This window comes from Corynebacterium kalinowskii, assembly GCF_009734385.1.
Lineage (GTDB): Bacteria > Actinomycetota > Actinomycetes > Mycobacteriales > Mycobacteriaceae > Corynebacterium > Corynebacterium kalinowskii.
This window is the reverse complement of the sequence record NZ_CP046452.1, coordinates 2,431,737-2,453,450: the sequence shown is the minus strand read 5'-3', so window position 1 is coordinate 2,453,450 and position 21,714 is coordinate 2,431,737. Positions and strand designations below refer to the sequence as shown.

Sequence of the window (21,714 nt, the reverse complement as noted above, 5' to 3'; positions counted from 1 at the left end):
TATGATTAGCAGAATTTGATACTAGTTTTGAGTCTACCCAAGACTCGAGCTGAACAGGAGTTTTATACATATCGGTTTGATCCCAAACTGATCAGATGCGCCCCGTGGTCTCCAAGAAGCTCGTCACTGCATCGAAGCTGCGTTGCGCTGCCAACGCGCCATCCATGTGGAAGTCCTGACCCGCTGCTGGACCGCACAGATCGGACACCGCGCGCAGCGATACCCAAGGAACTTCCGCAGCGAAACACGTCTGCGCCATGGCTGCCGTCTCCATGTCGGTCGCGATGGTCTCAGGGAATCGGCCCCGAGCTGCATCAACGTTTGACGCCGTGATGAACGCGTCCGCGGAAATCACCCGACCAGTCATGTGCGGCATATCCAGCGTCGGGATGGTTAGCGCATCATAAGAGGCCGGCATGCCCGGTACCTGGCCCGGCTCGTAACCAAATGCAGTGGCATCAGCCATGGAGTAAATCGCGTTCGTTGCCACCGCGATATCCCCCACCTCAATGCCAGTGTGCAATCCGCCACACGTGCCGGCTGCGATCACCAACTCGGCCTCTGGTACCAGCTGCAGGGCGCGGGCGGTACCCGCGGCAGCATTGGCCAGGCCGATGCCGGTGATGGCTACAGCGAAGGACGGTCCGAAGTGGAACCGCTGGTTGGCGATGGTTTCGGTGCGGGGGGCGTCGCCAAGCGTTGCGAGAAACGGCTGGGCCTCCATCTCCATGGCGCACTGGATGATGATCATGCCATGACCTCGCGCCACTCGTCCTTGTGCTCCAGGAACGCCTTGGCCTGGGCTTGCGCGCCCTCGAGCGAGTGGTTGGCGCCCCAGCCGCATTGGATCTCGTTGGCGGCGGGAACTTCCTGGGCCACGAGGATGTCGCGAAGGGTCTGTTCGAGGATGCCAAGGAACTCGTCCATCTCAACGCCCAAGGTCAGCGCGTAAAAGCCGGTCTGGCAGCCCATCGGGGAAAAGTCGATGAGCTTGTCGGTGTGGTTGCGCATCAGCTCGGCGGTGAGGTGCTCCAGCGAGTGAATGTCGGCCATCTCCAGGTGGCTCACGTTCGGCTGCGCGAAACGCACATCGTACTTAATCAGGACATCGCCACCCGGCAGCTCCTTGCGATCCGCCACGCGCACGTACGGCGCCTTGACCTTGGTGTGGTCGAGGTTAAAGGACTCCACGTTCATCTTCATGGTGGCCAGTCTAGCGGGGCTTATCGACGCCCGTTGGAGGCCCAACTTGTTTATGAAAACAGCGGGTTCTTGTAAATAGGGACACCTCAGTGGCGGGCTTATTTATGAAATTGCCGGGATATTACAAATAAGAGATGTGCTACTGGGGTACTATTTGTGGAAAAGCAACGATTGTATGAATAGGAAGGCATCAGTGGCTTACCGGACTTTGAAAGCGCAGTTCCATGCATCTGGCGCCGTTGCAGCCGACGATCTGCATGCCCATCGGTTAGCTTCAGAGTCGACCTTAGTGTGGGACTTCGAGGTGGGAGACTTCCCCGCCTTTTGTGTGCTCACAACTGAAATGGTCAAGCTTCAGGAGCGGGTCTTTGTATTGGACCGTAAGGTTGCCGCGTTGTGGAGTCAAATTCCCAAAGGAGCATCGATCGGCTATCTAAATACGCTGCTTATTCGTGAGATTGAAGCCACGAACGATATCGAACAGGTGCGATCCACGAGGAAAGAAATCAGTGATGCGCTCAAGGCGAAATTGGGCGAACCTGGGCACAAGAAGCGGTTCCAAGAACTAGCACGCCTATACTCCGCTCTGGCTAATGGGGTGTACGACCTCCCTAGTTCTCCGGCTGAGATTCGGACTATTTATGACGCGATCGTGGATGGTGAAATCGAAGATGATCACCAGGTGGATGGGCCATTATTTCGTCTGGAGACAACCAGGATAACGAGTGGAACGAAAGTGGTTCATGAAGCTGTTCCTGTGGGTGAAATTGAGCAGCGCATCAATGCGGTCTTGCAACTGTTACATAAAGACGATGCGCCAGGGCTTGTAGCTGCAATGGCCTCTCATTTCATGTTTGAGTACATTCATCCGTTTTATGACGGTAACGGTCGAACCGGGCGTTTCTTGCTAGCGCAAAAGCTGCAGGCGGTAGTTTCGCCGTTGGCGGCCATGGCATTGTCGCCTGTTATCAATCAACAAAAAGATCGCTATTACAAGGCATTTGAGAACGCGGAGCACCCACTCAACAAGGGTGATCTCACCCCCTTCGTTACAGGCATGCTCGAGTTGCTTCTTGAGGCCCAAGGCGAAATGCTGCGTGATTTGGAAGCGCGACAGCTGCTTTTCGACGACCTAAAGCAGCACATCGAAAGGCGTCCTGCGACCTCGGCAGTTGAAGAGCGCCACAACCGTATCCTTTTCATCCTCGGCCAGGTGTGGTTGTTCGATGACATGCGGAGCATTGACCAGGACAGTTTGTCTTCCTACTTTAAGGAAACCAAGCAGACCATTCGCAAAGATCTCGGTGTATTGGAAGATCAAGGACTCGTTGAAGTAGTAACTCAACGGCCGAAGACTTTCACTTTGAGCGAATTGGCGTGCCAAGAGTTGGGGTTGATCAAATAGTGAGGGAACTTGTCGTTTTCATGTCTCAACGAGCAGCTAAGAGGCGTGGATTGGCAGATCCCGAAGAAAGTTAAAATAACGGCCTCTAATCTAACGTTGCGCAGGTCAAGGCGTATTAATGATGTGCGTGAACTGGGGTTGGATCCTTCAGGCTCACAGAGTGCAACTCTGACTGCTACAAGAGTGTGAGAGTCACACTCTAGAGTGCAACTCTGACACTACGATTCTCACTCTAGAGTGAAACTGTGTCACTCTCCCCTAGTCTCCACTCCCTCGTCCGCGACGTTGCTCTCCAGCAAGCCAATGCCGAGGAAATGCCCTTCGCCGGTACTTGGGAAGCATTCAAGGTAAAAGGCAAGTGGTTTGCGCTGCTCGGCATGCTTAATGGCAAGCAAATCCTCAATGTGAAGGTCGATCCCTTTGAAGGCGAGCGGCTACGCGAAACCTACCGCGGGATCACCCCGGGCTATCACATGAACAAACGGCACTGGATCACCATCACCGAAGGTGAAGATGTGCCTGCTGAACTGGTGAAAGAGCTCGTAGTGGACTCGTATCGTTTAGTCTCGGGACTATGAATCAGACGATCAACACACAGCTCGCCCATCGCACTATTCGCGAATTCACCAGCGAGCCAGTGAACAAAGAGACCCTCGACCGGCTTTTCGAGGTAGCCATCCACGCGCCGACCTCCCTAGGCATGCAGAACGCGAGCATCATCCACGTCACCGACCAGCGACTCAAAGATGAGCTTGCGAAAATCGGCGCCCAAGCTTATGTTGCCAAAGCGCCCGTCTACCTCTTGTTTATTGTGGATACCCGCCGAAACTCGCTTATCGCAGGCGGCCCGAGCGCCGCACCGTATCCCCGCAACTTTATCTCCGGCTTCACTGACGCCTGTCTCATGGCGCAAAACGTGTGCGTCGCTGCGGAGTCGCTCGGCCTCGGCATCAACTTCCTCGGCAACGTCCATAATGATGCCCAAGCCGTCATCGACCTGCTTCAGCTCCCCGGGCTGACCTTCCCAGTGGTGGGAATGACCCTTGGCTGGCCGAATCAAGATCCGCAGCTCAAGCCGCGTCTACCGCGCCACGCCAGGGTGATGGAGAACGGGTATGTCGACCTAAAAGCCGAAGATCTGGCCCAGTACGACGAAGCCATGCAAACCTACTACGACCTGCGAGATGCCAACCGTCGCGTGGATTCTTTCACGGATCAGGTCAAGGCGAAGTTCAGCCCGGTAAAGGACCTGCGGGATGCGACGCTGGAGATTGCGAAGAGGCAGGGCTTCGACCTCTAGGACTCAGAACGCAATCTTGGCGGATTCTTAGAAGCACCTGCGTAACTTCATCAGTCATGAAGACGCAGTGGTTAAAGTACCAGTTCATCGCCAGTTTCGGGCTAGTTTTTGTCTTGGCGCTCGGCGCCGTGATGGCCCGCTCAACCGCGGATCTTTCGCTCACAGTGGACTTAAACAGACTCCACCACGGACTGATCGGTGCGCTGTGCACCGTGATCTACAACTTCTTGGAGCCCGCCTTCTCCTTGACCTATACCCTGCTCATTGCGGGTATCCTCGCTTGGCGGCGACGCGATTACCGGGTCGGACTCTCCTACGGTGCGACCGTGGCAATGGCCTGGCTGCCCGTCGTCGCATTCAAGGAGCTCTTCGCAAGGCCACGCCCCGATGCCACCCTACTGCCCTATCCTCCACACGTTATCGCTGGTGACTGGTCATTTAGTAGCGGGCACGTCGCCTTCGTTACTGCATTAATGGCGGCTACCTGGATGTTCACGGCTAACCGAACCATCCGCCTCCTGACTCCCCTGCCGATCCTCGCCATCGCGGTAATTGTGCTGGTAGACGGCTATCACTACCCGACCGATGTCCTTGCCTCCATAGTCTGGGCCGTCGCCGTGGTCCCGCTGGCAGCTAGGCTGGCGTGCCGAGTTGGTATCCAACTCCCCGCACGGTTTGGATAAGGTCGCGGTCCGCTTTGCGACGAATGTAGTGCACATACGTATCCACCGTGCCCTCCTGTTCTCCGTGCTCAAACACCCTTCCGAGTAGCTGCGACCTGGTAAAAGCGGTGTCGGGATGCGATGCGAGGACGTTCAAAAGGGCATTTTCCTTCTCGGTGAGCAGGATTCGGCCTGTGTATGGCGATTCCAGGGCACCGGTGGCAGGGTAGTAAGCCCAACTGCCGATGTCGATTCCTTCGTGAGTCGAACTATAGTCCCTGGTGAGCGCCCTAAGTCTGGCGGCAAGTTCCTCGAATTCGAAGGGCTTGGTCAAGTAGTCATTGGCGCCGGCGTCGAGGCCAGAGACTCGGTCATCGAGCTGGCCGAGGGCCGTGAGCATGAGGATCGGCATCGTGTCATGGCGGTGGCGGAGCCAGGATATGAGTTCGGTGCTGTCGCCGTCGCTAAGCCTGCGGTCGAAGACGGCGACGTCGAAGACTCCGGTGGTCAGGGCGGTGCGGGCGTCGGCAAGCGAGGTGACCCAGGTGACGGACCAGTCGAGGGTGAGAATGTCGCGGGTGATGGCGCCGAGGCGCTGGTCGTCTTCGAGAAGGAGTAGGGAGAGCACTTAGGCCTCCTTCATCGTGAGTAGGAAAGTGGTGCCGGTTGGGCCGGTGGATTCGATGTCGATGCTGCCTCCGCCGCGCAGAACTGTATCGCGGACGAGTGCGAGGCCGATGCCGTGTGAGGCATCGTTGCCTCCGGTGCCACGGGCGAAGCGCTCGAAGACCCGCTCGGGGGATATGCCGGTGATGCCTTCGCCCTGGTCACGGACGAAAATCTTGATGGTGGCACCGTGTCGTTCGGTGTCAATCTGGACGGTACTGTGCTCTGGCGAGTGGCTGATCGCGTTGGAGACGAGCGCAGTGAGGCAGCGGTGGACGGCGACCTCGGGGATGGTGACCGAGGCTTCGATCGGGCTGCACTCGACGGTGATGGCTCGCTGCGCCGCGATGACTCCTTGCTCCTCGGCGACTTTAGTCAGGATCGGAGACAGGGGAGTGTGTGCGTCGTAGTTTTGCGGTGCCGCGGCGAGAGTGAGCAGGTCATCGACGATATTGATGAGTTCCTGGGAGTCTTGGCGCAAGTCGGCAACCACGGGTTGGAGTTGGGGGTCGTTGCTGGTGAGGGCCTTGAGCTGCTGAATCCGCGCGTGCAGCACGCTGAGTGGGGTGCGTAGCTCGTGGCTTGCGTCGGCCACGAAGTTGCGCTGGCGGGTGAGCGCCTCGGCGAGTGGAGCGGTGGCCCGGGTAGTGAACCAGGTGGCAGCGATGCCGGCGAGAACCACCACACCGATGCCCACGATCACTGCGGCGATGACCAGGTCAAGGGGCTCGAAGGCGACAACAAGGTAGTGCGCGCCGGGATCCGGCTCGGGGTTGATCGTGGCCTTCCACCACATCGCGCCCGAGGCCAGGAGCGCGCCAGCGATGATCATCCCGCCAGAAAGCAATGACACTTGGAGGCCAACTTTTCGTGCGCTGGACCTAAAAATCTCGCCGTCCGGATCGTTCATGTCGCTCATTCTACCTGCGGGGATTACGATCTTAGAGGTTTCTTGGAATCGGTTCTGCAGACTACGTGTTAGCTCACCTACGAAGGAGTTTTCCCACGTGTCTCTATCCACCCTGTTAGACGCCGGCACCCTGCTCCAGGGCTTCGGTCCTTGGGCCCTTGCTGGCCTCGCCATCGTTGTATTCATCGAATCCGGCGTCCTCTTCCCCTTCCTGCCTGGCGACTCCTTGCTGGTCACTGCCGCAATCTTGCGTCACGACTTAGGTATCCGGGTCTTCCTTCTCATTTTGGTGGGCGCGCTTGCGGCCATCGCGGGTGACCAAGTCGGGTTCTGGCTCGGTCGTCGATACGGCCGCGGACTGTTTAAAAAGGACGCGCGCATTTTGAAGTTGGATCACCTCCACCAGGCCGAAGCATTCTTTGCCAAGCATGGTTCATTCGCCCTTGTCCTTGGCCGATTCGTGCCCATTGTGCGTACTTATGTCCCGCTTGCGGCTGGTACCGCCGACATGACCTACCGAAAGTTTCTCGGCTGGAACGTGCTCGGTGCGATCGGCTGGGTGGTATCCATGACGCTTATCGGCGTTTTGCTCGGTGATATTCCAGGGATCGCACACCGTATCGACGCCATCATGCTCGTCATCGTTGGCCTGTCGGTGCTGCCCATCATCATGTCTGCCTCAGTGAAGTGGTTGAAAGCGAGAGCCTAATGCTTGATTGGATCGGTGAGATTTCTCTTACCGAAGCACCTGCCCCGCAGCTCATCTACGCAATACTGGGTATCCCAGTTCTCGTAGCGTTGGCGGGGCTTCGCGCTGCCCGGTGGCGAGTGCTGAGCGCGCTCGTCCTCGCTACAGCGCTGGCCGCCCTTGCCTGGCAGACCCTCGAAGTCTGGTGGAAGCCCTTCCCGGATCGCATTCCATCACCCATCTATGTAGCCGGGGGCTTGGCGCTGTTTGTGCTGCTCAGCGCGTTCCTGCAGCAGGGGCACCGCCGGCTCCTGGGAGTTTTAAGCATCTTTGCCATCGCGGGCGCCTGGGGAGTATTCAACCTGAATTTTCAGGAATATCCGACCGTGCGCTCACTCAACCCACGCCCGGTGGTGCAACCGATGTCCTATGAGGAATTCAGCAACCTGACCAGCCCGCCGCTTATCGACGGCCAACCGGTCGGCGCACTCGTCACCGTGGACTTGGAAGCCACCCAATTCACCCACCGCGATGCTATTGCCTACGTGCCACCGGCGTACTTCACGCGCCCGGAGCTGCGACTTCCGGTCGTGGTTTTGCTCGCTGGAAACCCGGGCTCTCCGTCACAGTGGTTCGAAGCCGGTGGGGCAGACACCACGATGGAGGACTTCCAGGCCAGTCATAAGGGCATTTCACCCATCGTGGTGAGCGTGGACGGTACCGGTTCGATGACCGCCAACCCAATCTGCGTGGACGGGCCTACGGAAAAGGTGCAGACCTATCTGGCAGTAGATGTCCCGGCGCAGATGAAGGAGAAGTTCCGGGTCGAACCGAATCAGCAGAAGTGGACGATCGGCGGGCTGTCCTATGGCGGTACCTGCTCTTTGCAGATCGTCACGAACGCACCACAGTCTTATGGCACGTTCTTGAACTTCTCCGGCCAAAGAGAGCCGACCGTTGGTGATCACGACAAGACCGTGCAGCAGTTCTTTGATGGTGACGAGGAAGCCTTCCAAGACATCAACCCAGCCACGTTGTTAGATCGGGCGCAGGGGACAAGTAGGTACACCCACATTCAAGGCCGGTTCATCTCCGGTGAGAATGACTCGCATGCGAAGGAAGAGCTCAAAGAGCTGAACGAGAAGGCGAAGAACGCCGGTATGCAAACGATCTATGACGAGGTTCCAGGCGGACACAGCTATCAAGTATGGCGAGTGGCACTGCGAGAGACCATCGACTTTGCTGCGCAGCGTGGAGGCATCAAGTGAGGTTCCTGAAGCAGATGCCCGTCTCCATTCTTGCGGTGGTGGTCCTGTGGGCACTGCGGGCCATGTATGGCTTTGATACTGCATGGCTGCGGGACACCCTCGGCTTCGGGCTCGATGGGCACACGCCGCTGTGGACAGTGCTGTCGTCCGCGCTGACCGTCGGCACCTGGGCGGGCGCGATCTTATCCACCCTCGCGCTGCTCACCATTGGTGGGGCAGTGGAGCGCAAACTGGGGTCGCTCACGTTCCTGGTCACGGCAGTGTGGACGCATGTGGCGGGCTTGCTCTGTGGCGCGCTAGTAGCCACTGGACTGGATTCAATCGGCCTGTACTGGGGCGAAAGCTTGGAGGCTGAGCGAGTGCTCAACCCCTTCGTCTGGCTGTGCGGCACCGCCATGTACGCGTCGGCGTTCATGGGGCCGCTGCGCCGCCACCGCCTCCGCGTCATTTTCTTCACCCTCACCATCACACTGATTCTCTATGCTGGCGTGCTTGCCGACTTCGCCTTCTTCAGCGCCTGCCTCGCAGGCTGGGCCGTGGGGCAGTGGCGCACGCGCCTGGCGTTGAAGCGGTTCGTGGCGTCGATACGCGAATCGCGCGTGCTCGTCGCCATTGTCTTCGCCGTCGTCTTCTTCGGGCCGATCGCAGCCGGCATGAACCCGGACTCCACCGGGCCATTCTCTGACAGCGTTTTCTTTGTTGAACCCCGTCTATCCAGCGAACATGTCGCGATGCTCTGTGAACACAATCCGCAAGGGCATAGGTGTCTGAATGCGGTGGCGCAGTTGCGCGTGGCCGGTATTGGGCCGATGATCGGCAATGTTATTCAATTGGCCGTGGTCGTGGCTATTGCTTTGGGACTCATTCGAGGGCGTCGACTAGCTCTCCGATTCGCGCTGTTCTGGATTTTCTGCACCGTCGTCGCGATCGCCTACGAAATGAAATCGGTGGGGCTTTTCGACTTCTTCCGCATCACCTACGTGTGTCTCCCGTGGATCCTGTGCGCGGTTTTGCTGCTCATGCGCCGGGAACTCTTTCAAGTCAAGCTGGCGCCGGGACGGCGTCGCAAATTTTACGGCGCGGTTTTCCTCTGGTGGCTCATCACCGCTGCGGGCTGGATCGTGGGATCGTGGCTGGTCATGCCATCGCCGCTTATCGACGTCCTTCGCGCAACGCCACTTCGCTACATCCCACCCGCTGTGGCCAAATTCGCCAGCTTCGACATCCTGCCGCTGTCACAGACGGCATGGGCGCTTACGGAATGGACTGGAATCACATTCTGGGCTGGGTTTCTTTTCCTCTTCCTCCGCGCCCTCGTGCGCCCCGCCGATCCGAGCGCTGTCCAAGAGCGGGAACGCGCCAAAGGCATGTTGCAGCAGGGAAGCGGCGACCACCTGTCATGGATGACCCTGTGGCCACGAAACAGCTACTGGTTTGGGGAGGGCGGCTACGTTGCGTACCGGCTGGAAAGCGGGATTGCTGTGACGGTGGGCGAGCCGGTGTCCTCCGGGACTCCGGTCGCGCAACTGGCCGATGCTTTCGAACGCGACATTTACGCTCAAGGTGCCCAGGTGGCGTGGTATTCCGTGCGGCCTGAGTTCGCGGCCACGCGCCCGGATTGGTACAACGTGCTGGTCGCAGAGGAATCCGTGGTGAAAGTGGGGGAGGAGCCCGCCTTTAAGGGGAAGAAGTTCCAGGATATTCGTACCGCGCGGAACCACGCCACGAAACAAGGCATTCGCACCGAATGGACCACGTGGCATGAGTGCTCGCGGCCGCAACGTGTGCAGATTGCCGCGATTTCGGAAGCCTGGGTCTCTGACAAGGCGCTGCCGGAGATGGGCTTTACCTTGGGCGGGCTCGCGGAGCTCGACGACCCGGACGTGCGGCTCATGATTGCGGTGGGCGAGGACGGCATCATCCACGGTGTGACCAGCTGGCTGCCGTGCTACGTGAATGGCCAGGTCGAAGGCCTCGTGCTGGACTTCATGCGTCGCCGGACGGATGGTTTCCGGCCCGTGGTGGAGTACTTGATCGCTGCGGTCTTGGTGCAGGCGCATAACGACGGCCTGAGCTGGGTTTCCCTGTCCGGCGCGCCGCTGGCGGTCGCTGGAACCGGCTCGCTGGGCGCGGTCTTGGATCGCGTGGGCCACGCGCTGGAACCACTGTATGGGTTCCGATCTCTTGCCGCATTCAAGCGCAAGTTCAACCCAGAACATCAGCAGTGGCTCATGCTTTACCGAGACGAACTAGCGCTGCCAGCGATCGGTATGGCGGTGTCTAAAAGCTACTTGCCGGACACCTCGATGGGCGAACTCATGGGGGCGATGCGTGGGATTGGATAGCCCTAGTCAGAGCTAACGCCAGTTGATGACGACCTCGTAGTCTGCCTTGTCGGTGTTGTTAGTCACCGCCTTGACCTGGGTAGTTAGTAGTTCGGCAGTGCGGGTCTTGGCGCGGTCCAGGATGCCCTTCTTGATCGCCAATTCCTCGGCATTTTTGGTTTCCATGGCCAGGAATTGACTCATATCCTCGATTTTGAACTGGTTGAACGGGTTCATCGACTGGTCGTACACCGTGATCGTGGCCGGGTCGATATACGCGGAGGTAATCACAGGTTCTGGCACCGAGAGAGCGATCTTCCGGTCGTCATCCTGCTGCTCGACCTGGATGGTGCTCATGTCGTCGACACCTGCCTTGATCACGCCGTCATAGGTGGCGAGGAACGACTTGCCGGTCAGCGGAACCCCAACCTTGAGCACCTTGATGCCCTGCTCGTCGTACTTTCCGACGTTGGTGAATTGGTATTCCTCGACCGAAAGCTCGGCGATCTCCTCAAAGTGCGCGCCGATTCCTGCTGTGATGTCGATGTTAGTATCGCCCTTCTCGACGAGGGTGACATCCTGGAACGGCTTGCTAATTAAGTCCGTGGCAAACCACGCGAATGCCCCGACGATGAGCGTGAGAGTGAGCAGGATGGCGATGATCGACTTTGCGAACTTGTGCACTGATTGAGTCCTTCAGGGATGGGCTGCAGGTAGGAAATTGATGATCTAAATATAGTCTCAACTTCGTGCAGCGCAGAGCCTGAAATTCGTCAAATTTTTTCGACGAATCGAGGAACTCTTCTGACCTACCCGGAGCGTGACAATGGACTGCTGCGGGAGTTTGCCTAAACCCTAGGATTCTTGCATCAGTGGCAAAGCACTGAGTTCTTCAACATTCTTGAATGACCGCTTCCAGGTGCTGCTTGCCAACTCTGGTTTCGGCAAGCAGCACAAACCCCTACTTCTTCTCGACCAGAGTCAGAACATCGTACGTAGCGACGATCTCATCGTTCTGGTTGTACAGCACTGTGTCCCAGGCGACCTCGCCGTACTCGTCGGTGACGCGTGGGGTGATGCGCTTCGCGGTGAGCTCGACGCGGATGGAATCGTCGTAGGTGACCGGGGTGATGAAACGCAGGTTTTCCAGACCGTAGTTAGCCAACACTGGGCCAGGCTCTGGGGAGACGAACAGTCCGGCCGCCCAAGAGACGAGGAGGTAGCCGTGAGCCACGCGACGAGGGAAGAACGGGTTCGCCATCGCGGCTTCCTCGTCGGTGTGGGCGTAGAAGGTGTCACCCGTCTTCTCGGCAAACTCGAGGATGTCTTCCAGAGTGACCTTGCGCAGTTCGGAAGCGAACTGGTCGCCCAGCTTCAATTCTGACAACGGCTTGCGGAATGGGTGATCGCCTTCTTTGCGAGTAGCCCGCTGAATATCGGCGCCACGATGCCACTCGCCGGTCACCGCAGTGACGTGGTTCGGGGTGCCCTGAATAGCCGTGCGCTGCATGTAGTGCTTGACACCGCGGATGCCGCCCAGCTCTTCGCCACCGCCGGCGCGACCTGGGCCACCGTGGATCAGCATCGGCAGAGGGGAGCCGTGGCCGGTGGTTGTCTTGGCGTCGTCGCGGTCGAGGAAGTGGAGGCGGCCGTGGTGGGCTGCGATACCTTGGGCGTATTCGCTTGCAAGCGTCCGGGTGCAGACCGTAGCTACGAGGGAACCCTTGCCACGCTGGGCAAGTTCGATCGCATCCTGGTCATCGCGGTAGCCAAGGATGGAGACAACGGGTCCGAAGGCCTCGATGTTGTGGACCTCGTCAGCGTCTTTGTCCCAGGTAAGGATCGTCGGAGCGACGTAAGCACCCTGCTCAGGAACGTCGCCGATCGTGCGCTTGTTTCCGCCAGCTGCCTCAAGCTTGGCGACGGCCGCAGACACGTCCTCTTGTTGGTCAAAGGAAGCCAATGGGCCCATGGTTTCGCCTAGCTTGACCTTGTCTTTTACCTTTGCTTCGAGTGCGTCGGCGACGGCGTCGACAAGCTCGGCTGGGACGATGGCGCGGCGGACCGCGGTGCACTTCTGGCCTGCCTTTGCGGTCATCTCCGTGAAGAGGACCTTGATGTAGGCATCGAACTCTGGATCCTCAGGGGTGACATCGGAAGCCAGGATTGCAGCGTTGAGGGAGTCGGCCTCGGAAGTGAATCGCACGCCACCTTCGATAACATTCTGGTGGCTCTTCAGGGTAGCGGCGGTCGCGGCGGAGCCGGTGAATGCGACGTGGTCGCGGTAGTCCAGGTGGTCCAACAACGTGCGGGCGGATCCGGAGATCAGTTGGATCGAGCCTTCGGGGAGGATGCCGGAGTCAACCATGAGGCGCACGCAGGCTTCGGCTACATAACCGGTAGGGGTTGCTGGCTTGACCAGGGTCGGTACGCCGGCGATGAATGCAGGGGCAAACTTCTCGAGCATGCCCCAGACCGGGAAGTTGAAAGCGTTAATCTGCACGGCGACACCCGGGATACGGGTGTAAATGTGTGTTCCGATAAAGGAGCCGTCCTTAGACAATGGCTCCCAAGGTCCGTCCTCAATGACGTGGGAATTAGGCAGTTCGCGACGGCCCTTGGACGAGAAGGTGAACAGTGTGCCGATGCCGCCGTCAATGTCGATGTAGTGGTCACGCTGTGTTGCGCCGGTGGCGTCGGAAATTCGGTACAGCTCTTCCTTGTGCTCGCCGAGGTACAGCGCCAACTCCTTGAGCTTGAGTGCGCGCTCGTGAATAGTGAGTTCGCCTAGGTTTTTCTGGCCGGTCTCGCGGGCATAGTCGATGGCTGAGGCGATATCCAAACCGTCGGTGGAGACCTGATGGATGACTTCGCCGGTGCGGGCGTCTTGGACGTCGGTGAGTTTGCTCGGGTTTTCTGGGGTAACCCAGTGGCCGGACAAGTAGCTAGGGACGATCATGTTTCTCCTCCGTTTACTGAACGTTCGGTCGGTATTGAAGTAGAGTATAACGCAGATCACAAATTTGGAGGAGAAATTATGGAACCGATCAGCATTTCGCTCGGCGAGCTGGACATTCGCATGGGGGTTGAGGTTGTGTCCGAGTCGGTCGAGCGGGTTGAGGTGCGTATGCCTGTCGAGCGCAATCGTCAATCGCTGGGTGCATTGCATGGGGGAGCGATGGCCTGCCTCGGGGAAATGGCCGGCTCCTGGGCTGCCCTCAAATATGCCTCCACCTTGGGTAAGGCGTGCGTTGGTGTGGACATTAATGCTACTCACCACCGGGGCGCGCGCTCTGGATTCGTCCGAGCGGTTGCGACCCCGATCAAGCTGGGGCGAACTTTGACCTCGCATGAGGTAGTTATTAGCGCTGAGGAGTCGGGAGAGCGGCTCTGCACCGTGCGCATCACTAATGCCATCGTTGAACCTTTGGGGGATTTGTCGGCGGCACTGGAGGCAGCGCGGGAGGCCGCCATCGTGGATCGGGTTTAGCGTCAGCTCACGGGTAAGGAGCCGAAGTTTGGACATTCGATTCTTGAAGTTCAATCTTGAATCACTTGACTGAACTGAGGCGGAATTTTGCCCTTTTGTCGTCTTTGTTGAATGTCCGCACGTTGCCTCGTTTGTGGATTTTGAGCAGTTTATAGCGATGTTCAACAAGTGTTCTGAGATGCTTTGCTGCAGGGTAGCAGGCAAGGTTAGGCCAGGTCCGGCCAAAGAGTGGCTTTAGCTTCTTGGAATCTCTGGCAGCATTTGGCTACATACTCGGATCGCTCGGTCTGAGAGTTTCGTTAATGCTGCTTGAGAGTGAGAATTCGATCGAAAACGCTATTACGTTAATTTCGACTGGCATTCTGATTGTAGTGATTCTGCTGAGTGGCGTACTTTCTGCGCTGTGCAGAATTGGCACTGGCATGTGGCTCCGGAACCCCGCACAAAGAAGCGACCCGCCCGAGCATTCCGACTATCGAGACTGGAATTCAAAGGCGGGTCACTGCATGATCATGTTCTAATCTGAGTACTCGTAGAAACCCTTGCCACTCTTCCGGCCTAGTTCACCGCGAGCAACCATTTCCCGCATGAGCGCTGGTGGCTCGAAGCGTTCTCCCAAGGTGGAAGCGAGATACTCGGAGATACCTAAGCGGACATCCAATCCGACGATGTCGGTGAGGGCAAGGGGTCCGACCGGGAACTTATAGCCCAGCACCATGGCATTATCGATGTCCTCTGCTGAGGCCACGCCTTCTTCCACCATGCGGATCGCTTCCAAGGCAATGACCACGCCGAGACGGGATGAGGCGAAGCCAGGGGAGTCCTTCACCACAATTGGGGTTTTGCCGAGGTCGGAGACCCAACCACGAGCCTTATCGACCAGAGCCGGCGCCGTTGTTTCTGCTACCACGATCTCTACCAGCTTCGAAGCGGGGACCGGGTTGAAGAAGTGCAGTCCGATGACATTTTCCGGATGTGGCGTTGTCACCGCCAGATCGGAGATGGATAGAGAGGAAGTGTTGGAGGCGATCACGGCATGAGGGGCAGCTTCCGCAATGTCCTTGAACGCGGAGACTTTCATGTCAAAGTTCTCCGGGATTGCCTCGACCACGAGTTCGCAGCCTTCGAAAGCAGAAGCCGAGGTTACGCAGGACAGTCGCGAAAGATAGTCAGCAGCCGCGCCAGTAGCACCGCGCTCAATGGACTTTTCTACGTCACGGGTGATCCGCTCGAGTGCCGGATCCGGGTTGATATCAACCACGACGACGGATGCGCCAGCCATGAGGAAAGCGTGGGCGATGCCAGCTCCCATGCGGCCACCACCGAGAACACCTACACGTGAAAGAGTCATTTCTTCTTCCTATCTAAGAATGCCTGCATCCGGTCGAACTTTGCGTCGGATTCAAAGCAAATGGCTTGGGCGATGTTGTCTACATATGGATGTGCGGACGTCGGCATGGCGAATACCTGCTTGGACAGCCGTACAGCAAGGGGATCCTGCTTGGCAATGCGATCGGCCAAGGCATGAGCTGCAGCCACTGGGTCTTCATCGAGGGAGCTGACGAAACCGCAGGCGAGAGCCTCGTCTGCGGTGAGAATGCGGCCGGTGAAGAGGATCTCTTTCGCCATCGGCTCGCCCACAACTTCTTTCAGACGCCAGAGTGCGCCGGCTGCTGCCATGATGCCGAGGCCTGTTTCGGGCTGACCAACTTTGATGCGTGGGGTGCCCACGCGGAAATCAGCGGCAAGAGCAAGTTCCGCTCCGCCGCCGAGCGCGTACCCGTCAATGGCTGCAATTACCGGCATCGGTAGTTGCGCTAACCTGCGGAAAATGGTGGAGTTTACTCCGCGCAAGGCATCGTCGCGACGTCGTTCACGCAGCTGTCCGATGTCAGCGCCGGATGCGAAAATGCCCTCCGAACCGGTGATGATGAGGATGCGTGGTTCACGCTCTAACTCGCCGCATAGGGCGTGAAACTCGTTCACCATTTCTTCGTCGATGGCGTTGCGGACCTCGGGCCGAGTCATCGCCGCGATGACTCGTTCGGACTGATATTCAATGGTCAAAGCAGACATCTATGCCCTCTCAATCGCGATAGCTGTACCTTGGCCAACACCAACGCACATGGTCGCCACGCCGCGCTGAGCACCCGAATCCTCGAGCCGGGACAACAGCGTCAGGGTGATGCGGGAGCCAGAGGAACCCAGCGGATGTCCCAGCGCGATGGCACCGCCCCAGGCGTTCACGCGAGCGGGGTCCAAATCGAGCTCACGTATGGTCGCTAAGGATTGGGTGGCAAAGGCTTCATTGATTTCGAAGGCATCTACATCTTGGACTGCCCAGCCAGCGCGTTCGAGCACAGCCCGGGTTGCTGGGATCGGCCCGAGGCCCATTACAGCGGGCTCCAGACCGACCGCCGCATTGGCGACAACTTTAGCCCGCGTCTTTAGCCCATAGCGGGAAACTGCTGCTTCGGAGACAACAAGAATGGCAGAAGCACCGTCGTTAAGCGAGCTCGAGTTGCCAGCGGTGACCACATTGCCACCGGAAACAACTGGACGGAGCTGCGCCAACACCTCGGTGGTAGTGCCCGGACGGGGACCTTCATCGACAGTGACCTCGGAGACGTTGCCCTTGCGGTCTTTAACTGGAACCGGGGTGATTTCGGCTTCGAACTTGCCAGCCTCAATAGCAGCGCTTGCACGAGACTGAGACTCGGCAGCGAAAGCGTCCGCGTCTTCACGGGAAATGTTGCACCTGCGGGCGACTTCCTCAGCCGTCTCTGGCATGGAGTAGGTCATCTTCTCTTGTGCAGCGAACACTGGGTTGACAAAGCGCCAACCGATGGAGGTATCAAAAGTTTCTCCCGGCTTAGCAAAGGCTTTATCCGGCTTTTCCATCACCCATGGCGCGCGGGACATGGATTCAACACCGCCAGCGACCACTACATCGGCCTGGCCTGATTCCACCATGGCAGTGGCCAGCGCAATAGCTGACATGCCAGATGCGCACAAACGGTTCACGGTAATGCCAGGGACGGTATCCGGGAAACCTGCTAGCAGCCACGCCATGCGGGCAACGTTCCGGTTCTCCTCGCCAGCGCCGTTGGCATTACCCATGATCACTTCATCAATAGCTTCGGGCGGGAGACCGGCATCCTCGACCACCTTCTTCACCACAAGGGCAGCCATATCGTCAGGGCGAACGCTAGAGAGCGCACCACCATAGCGGCCTACGGGAGTACGGGTTCCAGAAACAAGGTAAGCGGTCATGACTATTCCCCCTTGAAGTTCGGTTGACGCTTCTCCTGGAAGGCAGCAAAGCCCTCCAAGTAGTCAGCGGAGCTGCACAATTGACCTTGAGCCACGTTTTCGGCCTCGAGGGAGTCCCACAGTCCAACTCGTTGGTCGCGGATCTGATGCACCAACTCGCGGGACTTCATGAAGGCAAGAGTGGCGCCCGATGCTGCTCGCACGGCGCGCGACCTGGTGAATTCGAGCAGCTCGTCAGCGGCCACCGCGCGGGAGAACAAGCCTGCCTGAACGGCCTCCGCGCCATTCATCAGTTCACCGGTCACGATCAAGTCCATTGCGCGGTGGGCACCGAGACGTTCGACGAAGAGCGCATGACCCCCGGAATCGAGGGTGGCGCCTAGGTTGGCAAATGGCGAGCCAATTTTGGCATCTTCGGCGACGTAGACGATGTCTGTGGCGATCGCGAGTCCCAGGCCCACACCCAAGCATGCGCCTTGAACAGCTGCGAAAGTGGGGGCCGGAAACTCAGACATCTGCTTCAAAACCGGCGTTACTTTATGCGCAAGGTAGTCATGGGCATCATCGTCGCGGGGGTCTAGGCCGGCGATGTTACGCCCTGCACAAAAGCCTCGACCTTCCCCGCGGAGTACGAGCGCTCTTACGTTGGCGGCAGCTGCCGCAGTGTAGGCATCTGACAACTGAGTCAATGCTTCTTCTGAAAGCGAGTTCATTGCTTTCGGGTTATTCAATACGACTTCAGCGATGCCGTCTGTAATCTCAAGCTCAATCATGAAAAAGCAGCTCCTTAGGAATCAAAATCCACGGTCAGGCATGGAGACTTAGGTCGGGTCTGGCAAGTCAGCACGTAGCCACGCTCCACCTCATCGGGCTCAAGAGCGTAGTTTTCGTCCATCTCGTATTCGCCCTCCACGACGCGAGCGCGACAGGTGCCACAGACACCACCGGCGCAGGCAAAAGGGACATCGGAACGTTTGCGGAGCGCTGCATTCAGGACAGTTTCGTTGGCAGAAACTGGCGATTCGACTTCGCCGGAGAGTCCATCAAGGGTGAAGGTGATCTTGTAGACGTCCTCGCCTTCCTTAATCTCAACTGCGCGGCCTTGCTGGCCTGCTGGCGCATCTCCAGGCTTGCCGGTGGAAAAGAGCTCGAAGCGGATCCGATCCTCAGGGATCCCACGCTGGGAAAGGGTATCGCGGCACAGCTGTACCAGCTCGAACGGACCGCAGAGGAACCACTCGTCGGCGTCTTGGTCGAGTACATTATCCAGCAACTGTTCGAGCCGGTCGGCATCAATACGGCCGGTGAAAAGCGGATTCACGCGGTTCTCGCGGGAGAGAATGTGGTGCACTGCGAAGCGAGAAGGGTACTTATCTTTGAGGTCACCGATCTCCTCAGCGAACATGACATCGCCTGCACCCTTATTGGCGTAGACCAGCTCGAATGTATGATCGTCGGCTGCGTCCATAAACGCCTGTGCAATTGCCATGATCGGCGTGATTCCTGACCCGGCTGCGAATGCCACAAGGTGCTTCTTGCCTTCGCCCGCTTCATCAGGGTTGTTCAGGAAGGTGACGTGAGTTCGGGAGGTAAATGCACCTTGCGGGTTCATCACATCTACGGTCTCGCCGATTTCAAGTTCATCGTTGGCCCAGGTGGAAAATACGCCGCCTAGGTTTTTCTTGATGCCCACCCGGATGATGGATGCACCCGTCGGAAGGTGACGCGGGACATCACAAATGGAATAGGATCGTCGCACTTCTTGTCCGTCGATCTCCTTGCGGAGCGCTACGTACTGACCTGGGACGTAGTTGTAATCCTCAGCAAGTTCAGCGGGGACCTCGAAGGACACCTCGACGGCGTCGGCGGTGAGGCGACGGATTTCGCTAACCCGTAGTGGGTTGAAAGACACCTTCTGTTTCATTAGTGCACCTTAAAGTAGTCGAATGGTTCCTGGCAGTCCCGGCAGCTGTACAGCGCCTTGCATGACGTGGAACCGAAATGGCTGAGTTCTTTGGTGTTGCGCGACCCGCATCGTGGGCACTTCACTGGCGCTGAGAGCGAAATGGGAATCGGGCCGCTTGCGGTTTCACGACGCTGTGGCGGAGCAATGCCGTAGTCTTCCAACGCCTTCTTTCCCGCTTCAGTGATCCAGTCCGTGGTCCACGCTGGAGTGAGTACGAGATCGATCACGGGGCTGCTAAAGCCCGCCGCCACGACAGCTTTCTTCACGTCCGTGGAGATCGTTTCCATGGCCGGGCATCCTGAGTATGTGGGGGTAATGGTGATGACGGGTTGTTCGCCGTCGAAACGCGCCCCGCGTAGGATGCCTAGATCGGCAATGGAAATGACGGGAATCTCTGGATCTGGAACAGTCGCGGCGGCATCCCACAGTGATGCTTCCCGCGCTGATTGCGGTCTGAGCTCGTGCATGGCGGCCTTCCTTGATCTACCAGGTTGCGCCGGGATGCTGACGCGCGAGCACCTGCATCTCGGCGAGGATAAAGCCCCGCTGCTCGGAGAACTTGCCGGTGCGCTGACCAGATCGAGCCTGCTTGGTGGTTGGGGTTTCTAGCTGAGCCTTGTCGAGGATCCAGGCGATGCGTTCGTCGAATTGCGCTTTCAACGTCGATGGCAGTACTGCAATGCCGGACAATTCCTGGTGGATCGGAAGGTCTTCAAAAAGCTCCGCGAGGTACGGCCACATGTGGTTCAAGCCCTCTTGCATACGATGCTTGGATTCCTCGGTACCCAGCCCTAGGCGCAGCACCCACTGCGAAGCGTGGTCGACGTGGTAGTCCACTTCCTTGATCGCTTTTGCCGCGATCGCCTGCAGGGTTTCATCCTGGGACTCCAGCAGTGCGGTGTAGAGGCCGTGCGCATAGTAGGAGAACAACAGTTGGCGGGCGATGGTGTGGGCAAAGTCGCCGTTTTCCTGCTCCACCAGGTGGCAGGAGCGGAACTCTTCTTCATCCCGGAAATATGCGAGGTCATCCTCGGTCTTTCCCCACGCAGTACCTGCATAGGAAAGGAGGAAGCGTGCGTGGCCAAGTAGGTCAAGCCCGATATTTGCCAGGGCAATGTCTTCTTCCATCTCTGGCGCACGGGACACCCACCAGCCGAGGCGTTGAGCCAAGATCAGGGTGTCATCGCCAAGGGTCAGGGCGTATTCTGCTACCTTTTCCGATGCCTTAACCCCAGAATTTTGAATGTCTTCGGCGGTGATAGCTTCACCCATGGACTGCTTCGTTGCGGAGTCGGTCGTCGTGATGCTCACAGGTGCTTCACCCCTTCAGACTTGGTGTAGTAGGTGGCGTGGCGGTAGCTCTTGCCCTGGGCGGACTCAAAGAAGCCACCCTTGGAGTCCGGGTCGGATGCGGTGATTGCATCTGCCGGGACAACCCACACCGAGGTTCCTTCATTACGGCGGGTATACAAGTCACGGGCGTTGCGCAGTGCCATTGCGGAATCTGGTGCGTGCAAAGATCCAGCATGGACGTGGGATAGACCACGGGAGCTGCGGACGAAGACTTCCCACATTGGCCAATTCTTTTCGGTCATTGTTAGCTCCTTAGGCGATAAGTTCGGATGGGTTTTCGGATTCGTACTTCTCGGCGTATGCAGCTGCCGCCTCCCGCACCCAAGCGCCCTCTTCGAAGGCTTGACGACGGCGTTGGGCACGCTGCTCGTTGCACGGGCCGTCGCCCTTGATGACTCCGAAGAATTCATCCCAGTCGAGGGCACCGAAGTCGTAGTGGCCGCGCTCTTCGTTCCACTTCAGTTCAGGGTCTTCAAAATGCAGGCCAAGGGCCTCTGCTTGCGGGACGATCATGTCTACGAAACGCTGGCGCAGCTCGTCGTTAGAGAAGCGCTTGATGTTCCATGCCATGGATTGCTGGGAGTTCGGTGAATCGTCATCTGGTGGGCCGAACATCTGGAGTGCCGGGCCATAGAAACGGTTGATTGCTTCCTGGGCCATTTGCTTTTGTGCTGGGGTGCCGTTGGCAAGTTCGTATAGAATTTCCCAGCCTTGGCGCTGGTGAAAGGACTCTTCCTTACAAACGCGAACCATTGCTCGGCCGTACGGGCCGTAGGAGCAGCGGCAGAGCGGGACCTGGTTGCAGATAGCGGCGCCGTCGACGAGCCAGCCAATCGCTCCGACATCTGCCCAGGTGCGAGCGGGGTAATTGAAGATGGAAGAGTACTTGGCCTTACCCTCGAGGAGCTGATCTACCATCTCATCGCGGCTGGTACCGAGAGTTTCCGCTGCGGAGTACAGGTAAAGGCCGTGGCCAGCTTCATCCTGAACCTTTGCCATGAGGATTGCCTTGCGCTTGAGGCTCGGTGCGCGCGTGATCCAGTTGGCTTCGGGCTGCATGCCAATGATCTCAGAGTGTGCATGCTGGCTGATCTGACGAGTCAAGGTCTTGCGGTATCCCTCGGGCATCCAGTCCGTGGGCTCAACGCGGGAATCCTCCGCGATGAGTTGATCAAAGTGTTCTTCAGGGGTCATGGGCCCTCCTTC

Annotated in this window: 23 protein-coding genes; 8 read left to right on the top strand and 15 right to left on the bottom strand. The window is 58.3% G+C overall.

Annotated elements, in window-relative coordinates; genetic code table 11:
- Positions 1 to 91 precede the first annotated feature (91 nt).
- Together mtnN and CKALI_RS11870 are read right to left on the bottom strand one after the other, a co-directional pair.
- The gene (gene mtnN, locus CKALI_RS11875; protein WP_156193546.1) at positions 92 to 751 is read right to left on the bottom strand and encodes a 5'-methylthioadenosine/S-adenosylhomocysteine nucleosidase; all 660 of its coding nucleotides are present in this window, start codon (positions 749 to 751) and stop codon (positions 92 to 94) included.
- On the bottom strand, positions 748 to 1,203 hold the full coding sequence (locus CKALI_RS11870) for an S-ribosylhomocysteine lyase (protein ID WP_197079713.1): 456 nt from the start codon (positions 1,201 to 1,203) through the stop codon (positions 748 to 750). Before CKALI_RS11870 ends, mtnN begins: the two co-directional genes overlap by 4 nt.
- 193 nt (positions 1,204 to 1,396) lie before the next feature.
- Here CKALI_RS11870 and CKALI_RS11865 point away from each other — a divergent pair, with 193 nt between their 5' ends.
- From CKALI_RS11865 to CKALI_RS11850, 4 genes are all read left to right on the top strand, one after another.
- Positions 1,397 to 2,608, top strand: a complete 1,212-nt coding sequence (locus CKALI_RS11865; protein WP_197079712.1) for a Fic family protein — start codon at positions 1,397 to 1,399, stop codon at positions 2,606 to 2,608.
- Positions 2,609 to 2,853: 245 nt separating this feature from the next.
- A complete protein-coding gene (locus CKALI_RS11860; RefSeq protein ID WP_231580473.1) occupies positions 2,854 to 3,186 on the top strand; it encodes an MmcQ/YjbR family DNA-binding protein in 333 nt (110 codons plus the stop codon).
- A complete protein-coding gene (locus CKALI_RS11855; RefSeq protein ID WP_156193544.1) occupies positions 3,183 to 3,908 on the top strand; it encodes an NADPH-dependent oxidoreductase in 726 nt (241 codons plus the stop codon). The genes CKALI_RS11860 and CKALI_RS11855 overlap by 4 nt, the downstream gene beginning before the upstream one ends.
- 56 nt (positions 3,909 to 3,964) lie before the next feature.
- Complete coding sequence (locus CKALI_RS11850) at positions 3,965 to 4,591, top strand: phosphatase PAP2 family protein (protein WP_156193543.1); 627 nt, start codon at positions 3,965 to 3,967, stop codon at positions 4,589 to 4,591.
- Here the strand turns inward: CKALI_RS11850 and CKALI_RS11845 are convergent.
- A complete protein-coding gene (locus CKALI_RS11845; RefSeq protein WP_156193542.1) occupies positions 4,542 to 5,198 on the bottom strand; it encodes a response regulator transcription factor in 657 nt (218 codons plus the stop codon). The two genes, CKALI_RS11850 and CKALI_RS11845, sit on opposite strands and share 50 nt — an antisense overlap.
- The gene (locus CKALI_RS11840; RefSeq protein WP_197079711.1) at positions 5,199 to 6,146 is read right to left on the bottom strand and encodes a sensor histidine kinase; all 948 of its coding nucleotides are present in this window, start codon (positions 6,144 to 6,146) and stop codon (positions 5,199 to 5,201) included.
- Positions 6,147 to 6,243: 97 nt separating this feature from the next.
- Here CKALI_RS11840 and CKALI_RS11835 point away from each other — a divergent pair, with 97 nt between their 5' ends.
- The 3 genes from CKALI_RS11835 to CKALI_RS11825 are packed head-to-tail and all read left to right on the top strand — an operon-like array spanning position 6,244 to position 10,447.
- The gene (locus tag CKALI_RS11835) at positions 6,244 to 6,855 is read left to right on the top strand and encodes a DedA family protein (protein ID WP_156193540.1); all 612 of its coding nucleotides are present in this window, start codon (positions 6,244 to 6,246) and stop codon (positions 6,853 to 6,855) included.
- The gene (locus tag CKALI_RS11830) at positions 6,855 to 8,102 is read left to right on the top strand and encodes an alpha/beta hydrolase (protein WP_156193539.1); all 1,248 of its coding nucleotides are present in this window, start codon (positions 6,855 to 6,857) and stop codon (positions 8,100 to 8,102) included. Before CKALI_RS11835 ends, CKALI_RS11830 begins: the two co-directional genes overlap by 1 nt.
- On the top strand, positions 8,099 to 10,447 hold the full coding sequence (locus CKALI_RS11825; protein ID WP_197079710.1) for a bifunctional lysylphosphatidylglycerol flippase/synthetase MprF: 2,349 nt from the start codon (positions 8,099 to 8,101) through the stop codon (positions 10,445 to 10,447). Before CKALI_RS11830 ends, CKALI_RS11825 begins: the two co-directional genes overlap by 4 nt.
- A 12-nt stretch (positions 10,448 to 10,459) precedes the next feature.
- Here CKALI_RS11825 and CKALI_RS11820 read toward each other — a convergent pair whose 3' ends face one another.
- Together CKALI_RS11820 and paaZ are read right to left on the bottom strand one after the other, a co-directional pair.
- Entirely contained in the window at positions 10,460 to 11,110 is a 651-nt protein-coding gene (locus tag CKALI_RS11820; protein WP_156193537.1) for a DUF4230 domain-containing protein, read from the bottom strand.
- Positions 11,111 to 11,387: 277 nt separating this feature from the next.
- Positions 11,388 to 13,385, bottom strand: coding sequence for a phenylacetic acid degradation bifunctional protein PaaZ (gene paaZ, locus CKALI_RS11815; protein ID WP_156193536.1), 1,998 nt, complete (start codon positions 13,383 to 13,385; stop codon positions 11,388 to 11,390).
- A 78-nt stretch (positions 13,386 to 13,463) separates the two neighbouring features.
- On the opposite strand from paaZ, the gene CKALI_RS11810 reads away from it, so the two are divergent.
- Positions 13,464 to 13,916 (top strand): PaaI family thioesterase, encoded by a 453-nt coding sequence (locus CKALI_RS11810; protein WP_156193535.1) that lies wholly within the window; start codon positions 13,464 to 13,466, stop codon positions 13,914 to 13,916.
- A gap of 517 nt (positions 13,917 to 14,433) precedes the next feature.
- On the opposite strand, the gene CKALI_RS11805 is transcribed toward CKALI_RS11810, so the two are convergent.
- The 9 genes from CKALI_RS11805 to paaA are packed head-to-tail and all read right to left on the bottom strand — an operon-like array spanning position 14,434 to position 21,702.
- On the bottom strand, positions 14,434 to 15,267 hold the full coding sequence (locus CKALI_RS11805; protein WP_156193534.1) for a 3-hydroxyacyl-CoA dehydrogenase family protein: 834 nt from the start codon (positions 15,265 to 15,267) through the stop codon (positions 14,434 to 14,436).
- Positions 15,264 to 15,992, bottom strand: coding sequence for an enoyl-CoA hydratase/isomerase family protein (locus tag CKALI_RS11800; RefSeq protein ID WP_156193533.1), 729 nt, complete (start codon positions 15,990 to 15,992; stop codon positions 15,264 to 15,266). Before CKALI_RS11800 ends, CKALI_RS11805 begins: the two co-directional genes overlap by 4 nt.
- Positions 15,993 to 17,189, bottom strand: a complete 1,197-nt coding sequence (locus tag CKALI_RS11795; protein WP_156193532.1) for a thiolase family protein — start codon at positions 17,187 to 17,189, stop codon at positions 15,993 to 15,995.
- Positions 17,190 to 17,191: 2 nt separating this feature from the next.
- Positions 17,192 to 17,962 carry an enoyl-CoA hydratase/isomerase family protein gene (locus tag CKALI_RS11790; protein ID WP_156193531.1) on the bottom strand — a complete coding sequence of 257 codons (771 nt, stop codon included), beginning with the start codon at positions 17,960 to 17,962 and terminating at the stop codon, positions 17,192 to 17,194.
- 14 nt (positions 17,963 to 17,976) lie between these two features.
- A complete protein-coding gene (paaE, locus tag CKALI_RS11785) occupies positions 17,977 to 19,113 on the bottom strand; it encodes a 1,2-phenylacetyl-CoA epoxidase subunit PaaE (protein WP_156193530.1) in 1,137 nt (378 codons plus the stop codon).
- Positions 19,113 to 19,622: a 1,2-phenylacetyl-CoA epoxidase subunit PaaD gene (paaD, locus tag CKALI_RS11780; protein WP_156193529.1), complete on the bottom strand. Its 510-nt coding sequence runs from the start codon at positions 19,620 to 19,622 to the stop codon at positions 19,113 to 19,115. Before paaD ends, paaE begins: the two co-directional genes overlap by 1 nt.
- Positions 19,623 to 19,638: 16 nt before the next feature.
- The gene (gene paaC / locus CKALI_RS11775) at positions 19,639 to 20,466 is read right to left on the bottom strand and encodes a 1,2-phenylacetyl-CoA epoxidase subunit PaaC (protein ID WP_197079709.1); all 828 of its coding nucleotides are present in this window, start codon (positions 20,464 to 20,466) and stop codon (positions 19,639 to 19,641) included.
- Positions 20,463 to 20,750, bottom strand: a complete 288-nt coding sequence (paaB, locus tag CKALI_RS11770) for a 1,2-phenylacetyl-CoA epoxidase subunit PaaB (protein WP_156193528.1) — start codon at positions 20,748 to 20,750, stop codon at positions 20,463 to 20,465. The genes paaC and paaB overlap by 4 nt, the downstream gene beginning before the upstream one ends.
- A gap of 10 nt (positions 20,751 to 20,760) precedes the next feature.
- Positions 20,761 to 21,702 carry a 1,2-phenylacetyl-CoA epoxidase subunit PaaA gene (gene paaA, locus CKALI_RS11765; protein ID WP_156193527.1) on the bottom strand — a complete coding sequence of 314 codons (942 nt, stop codon included), beginning with the start codon at positions 21,700 to 21,702 and terminating at the stop codon, positions 20,761 to 20,763.
- Positions 21,703 to 21,714 lie beyond the last annotated feature (12 nt).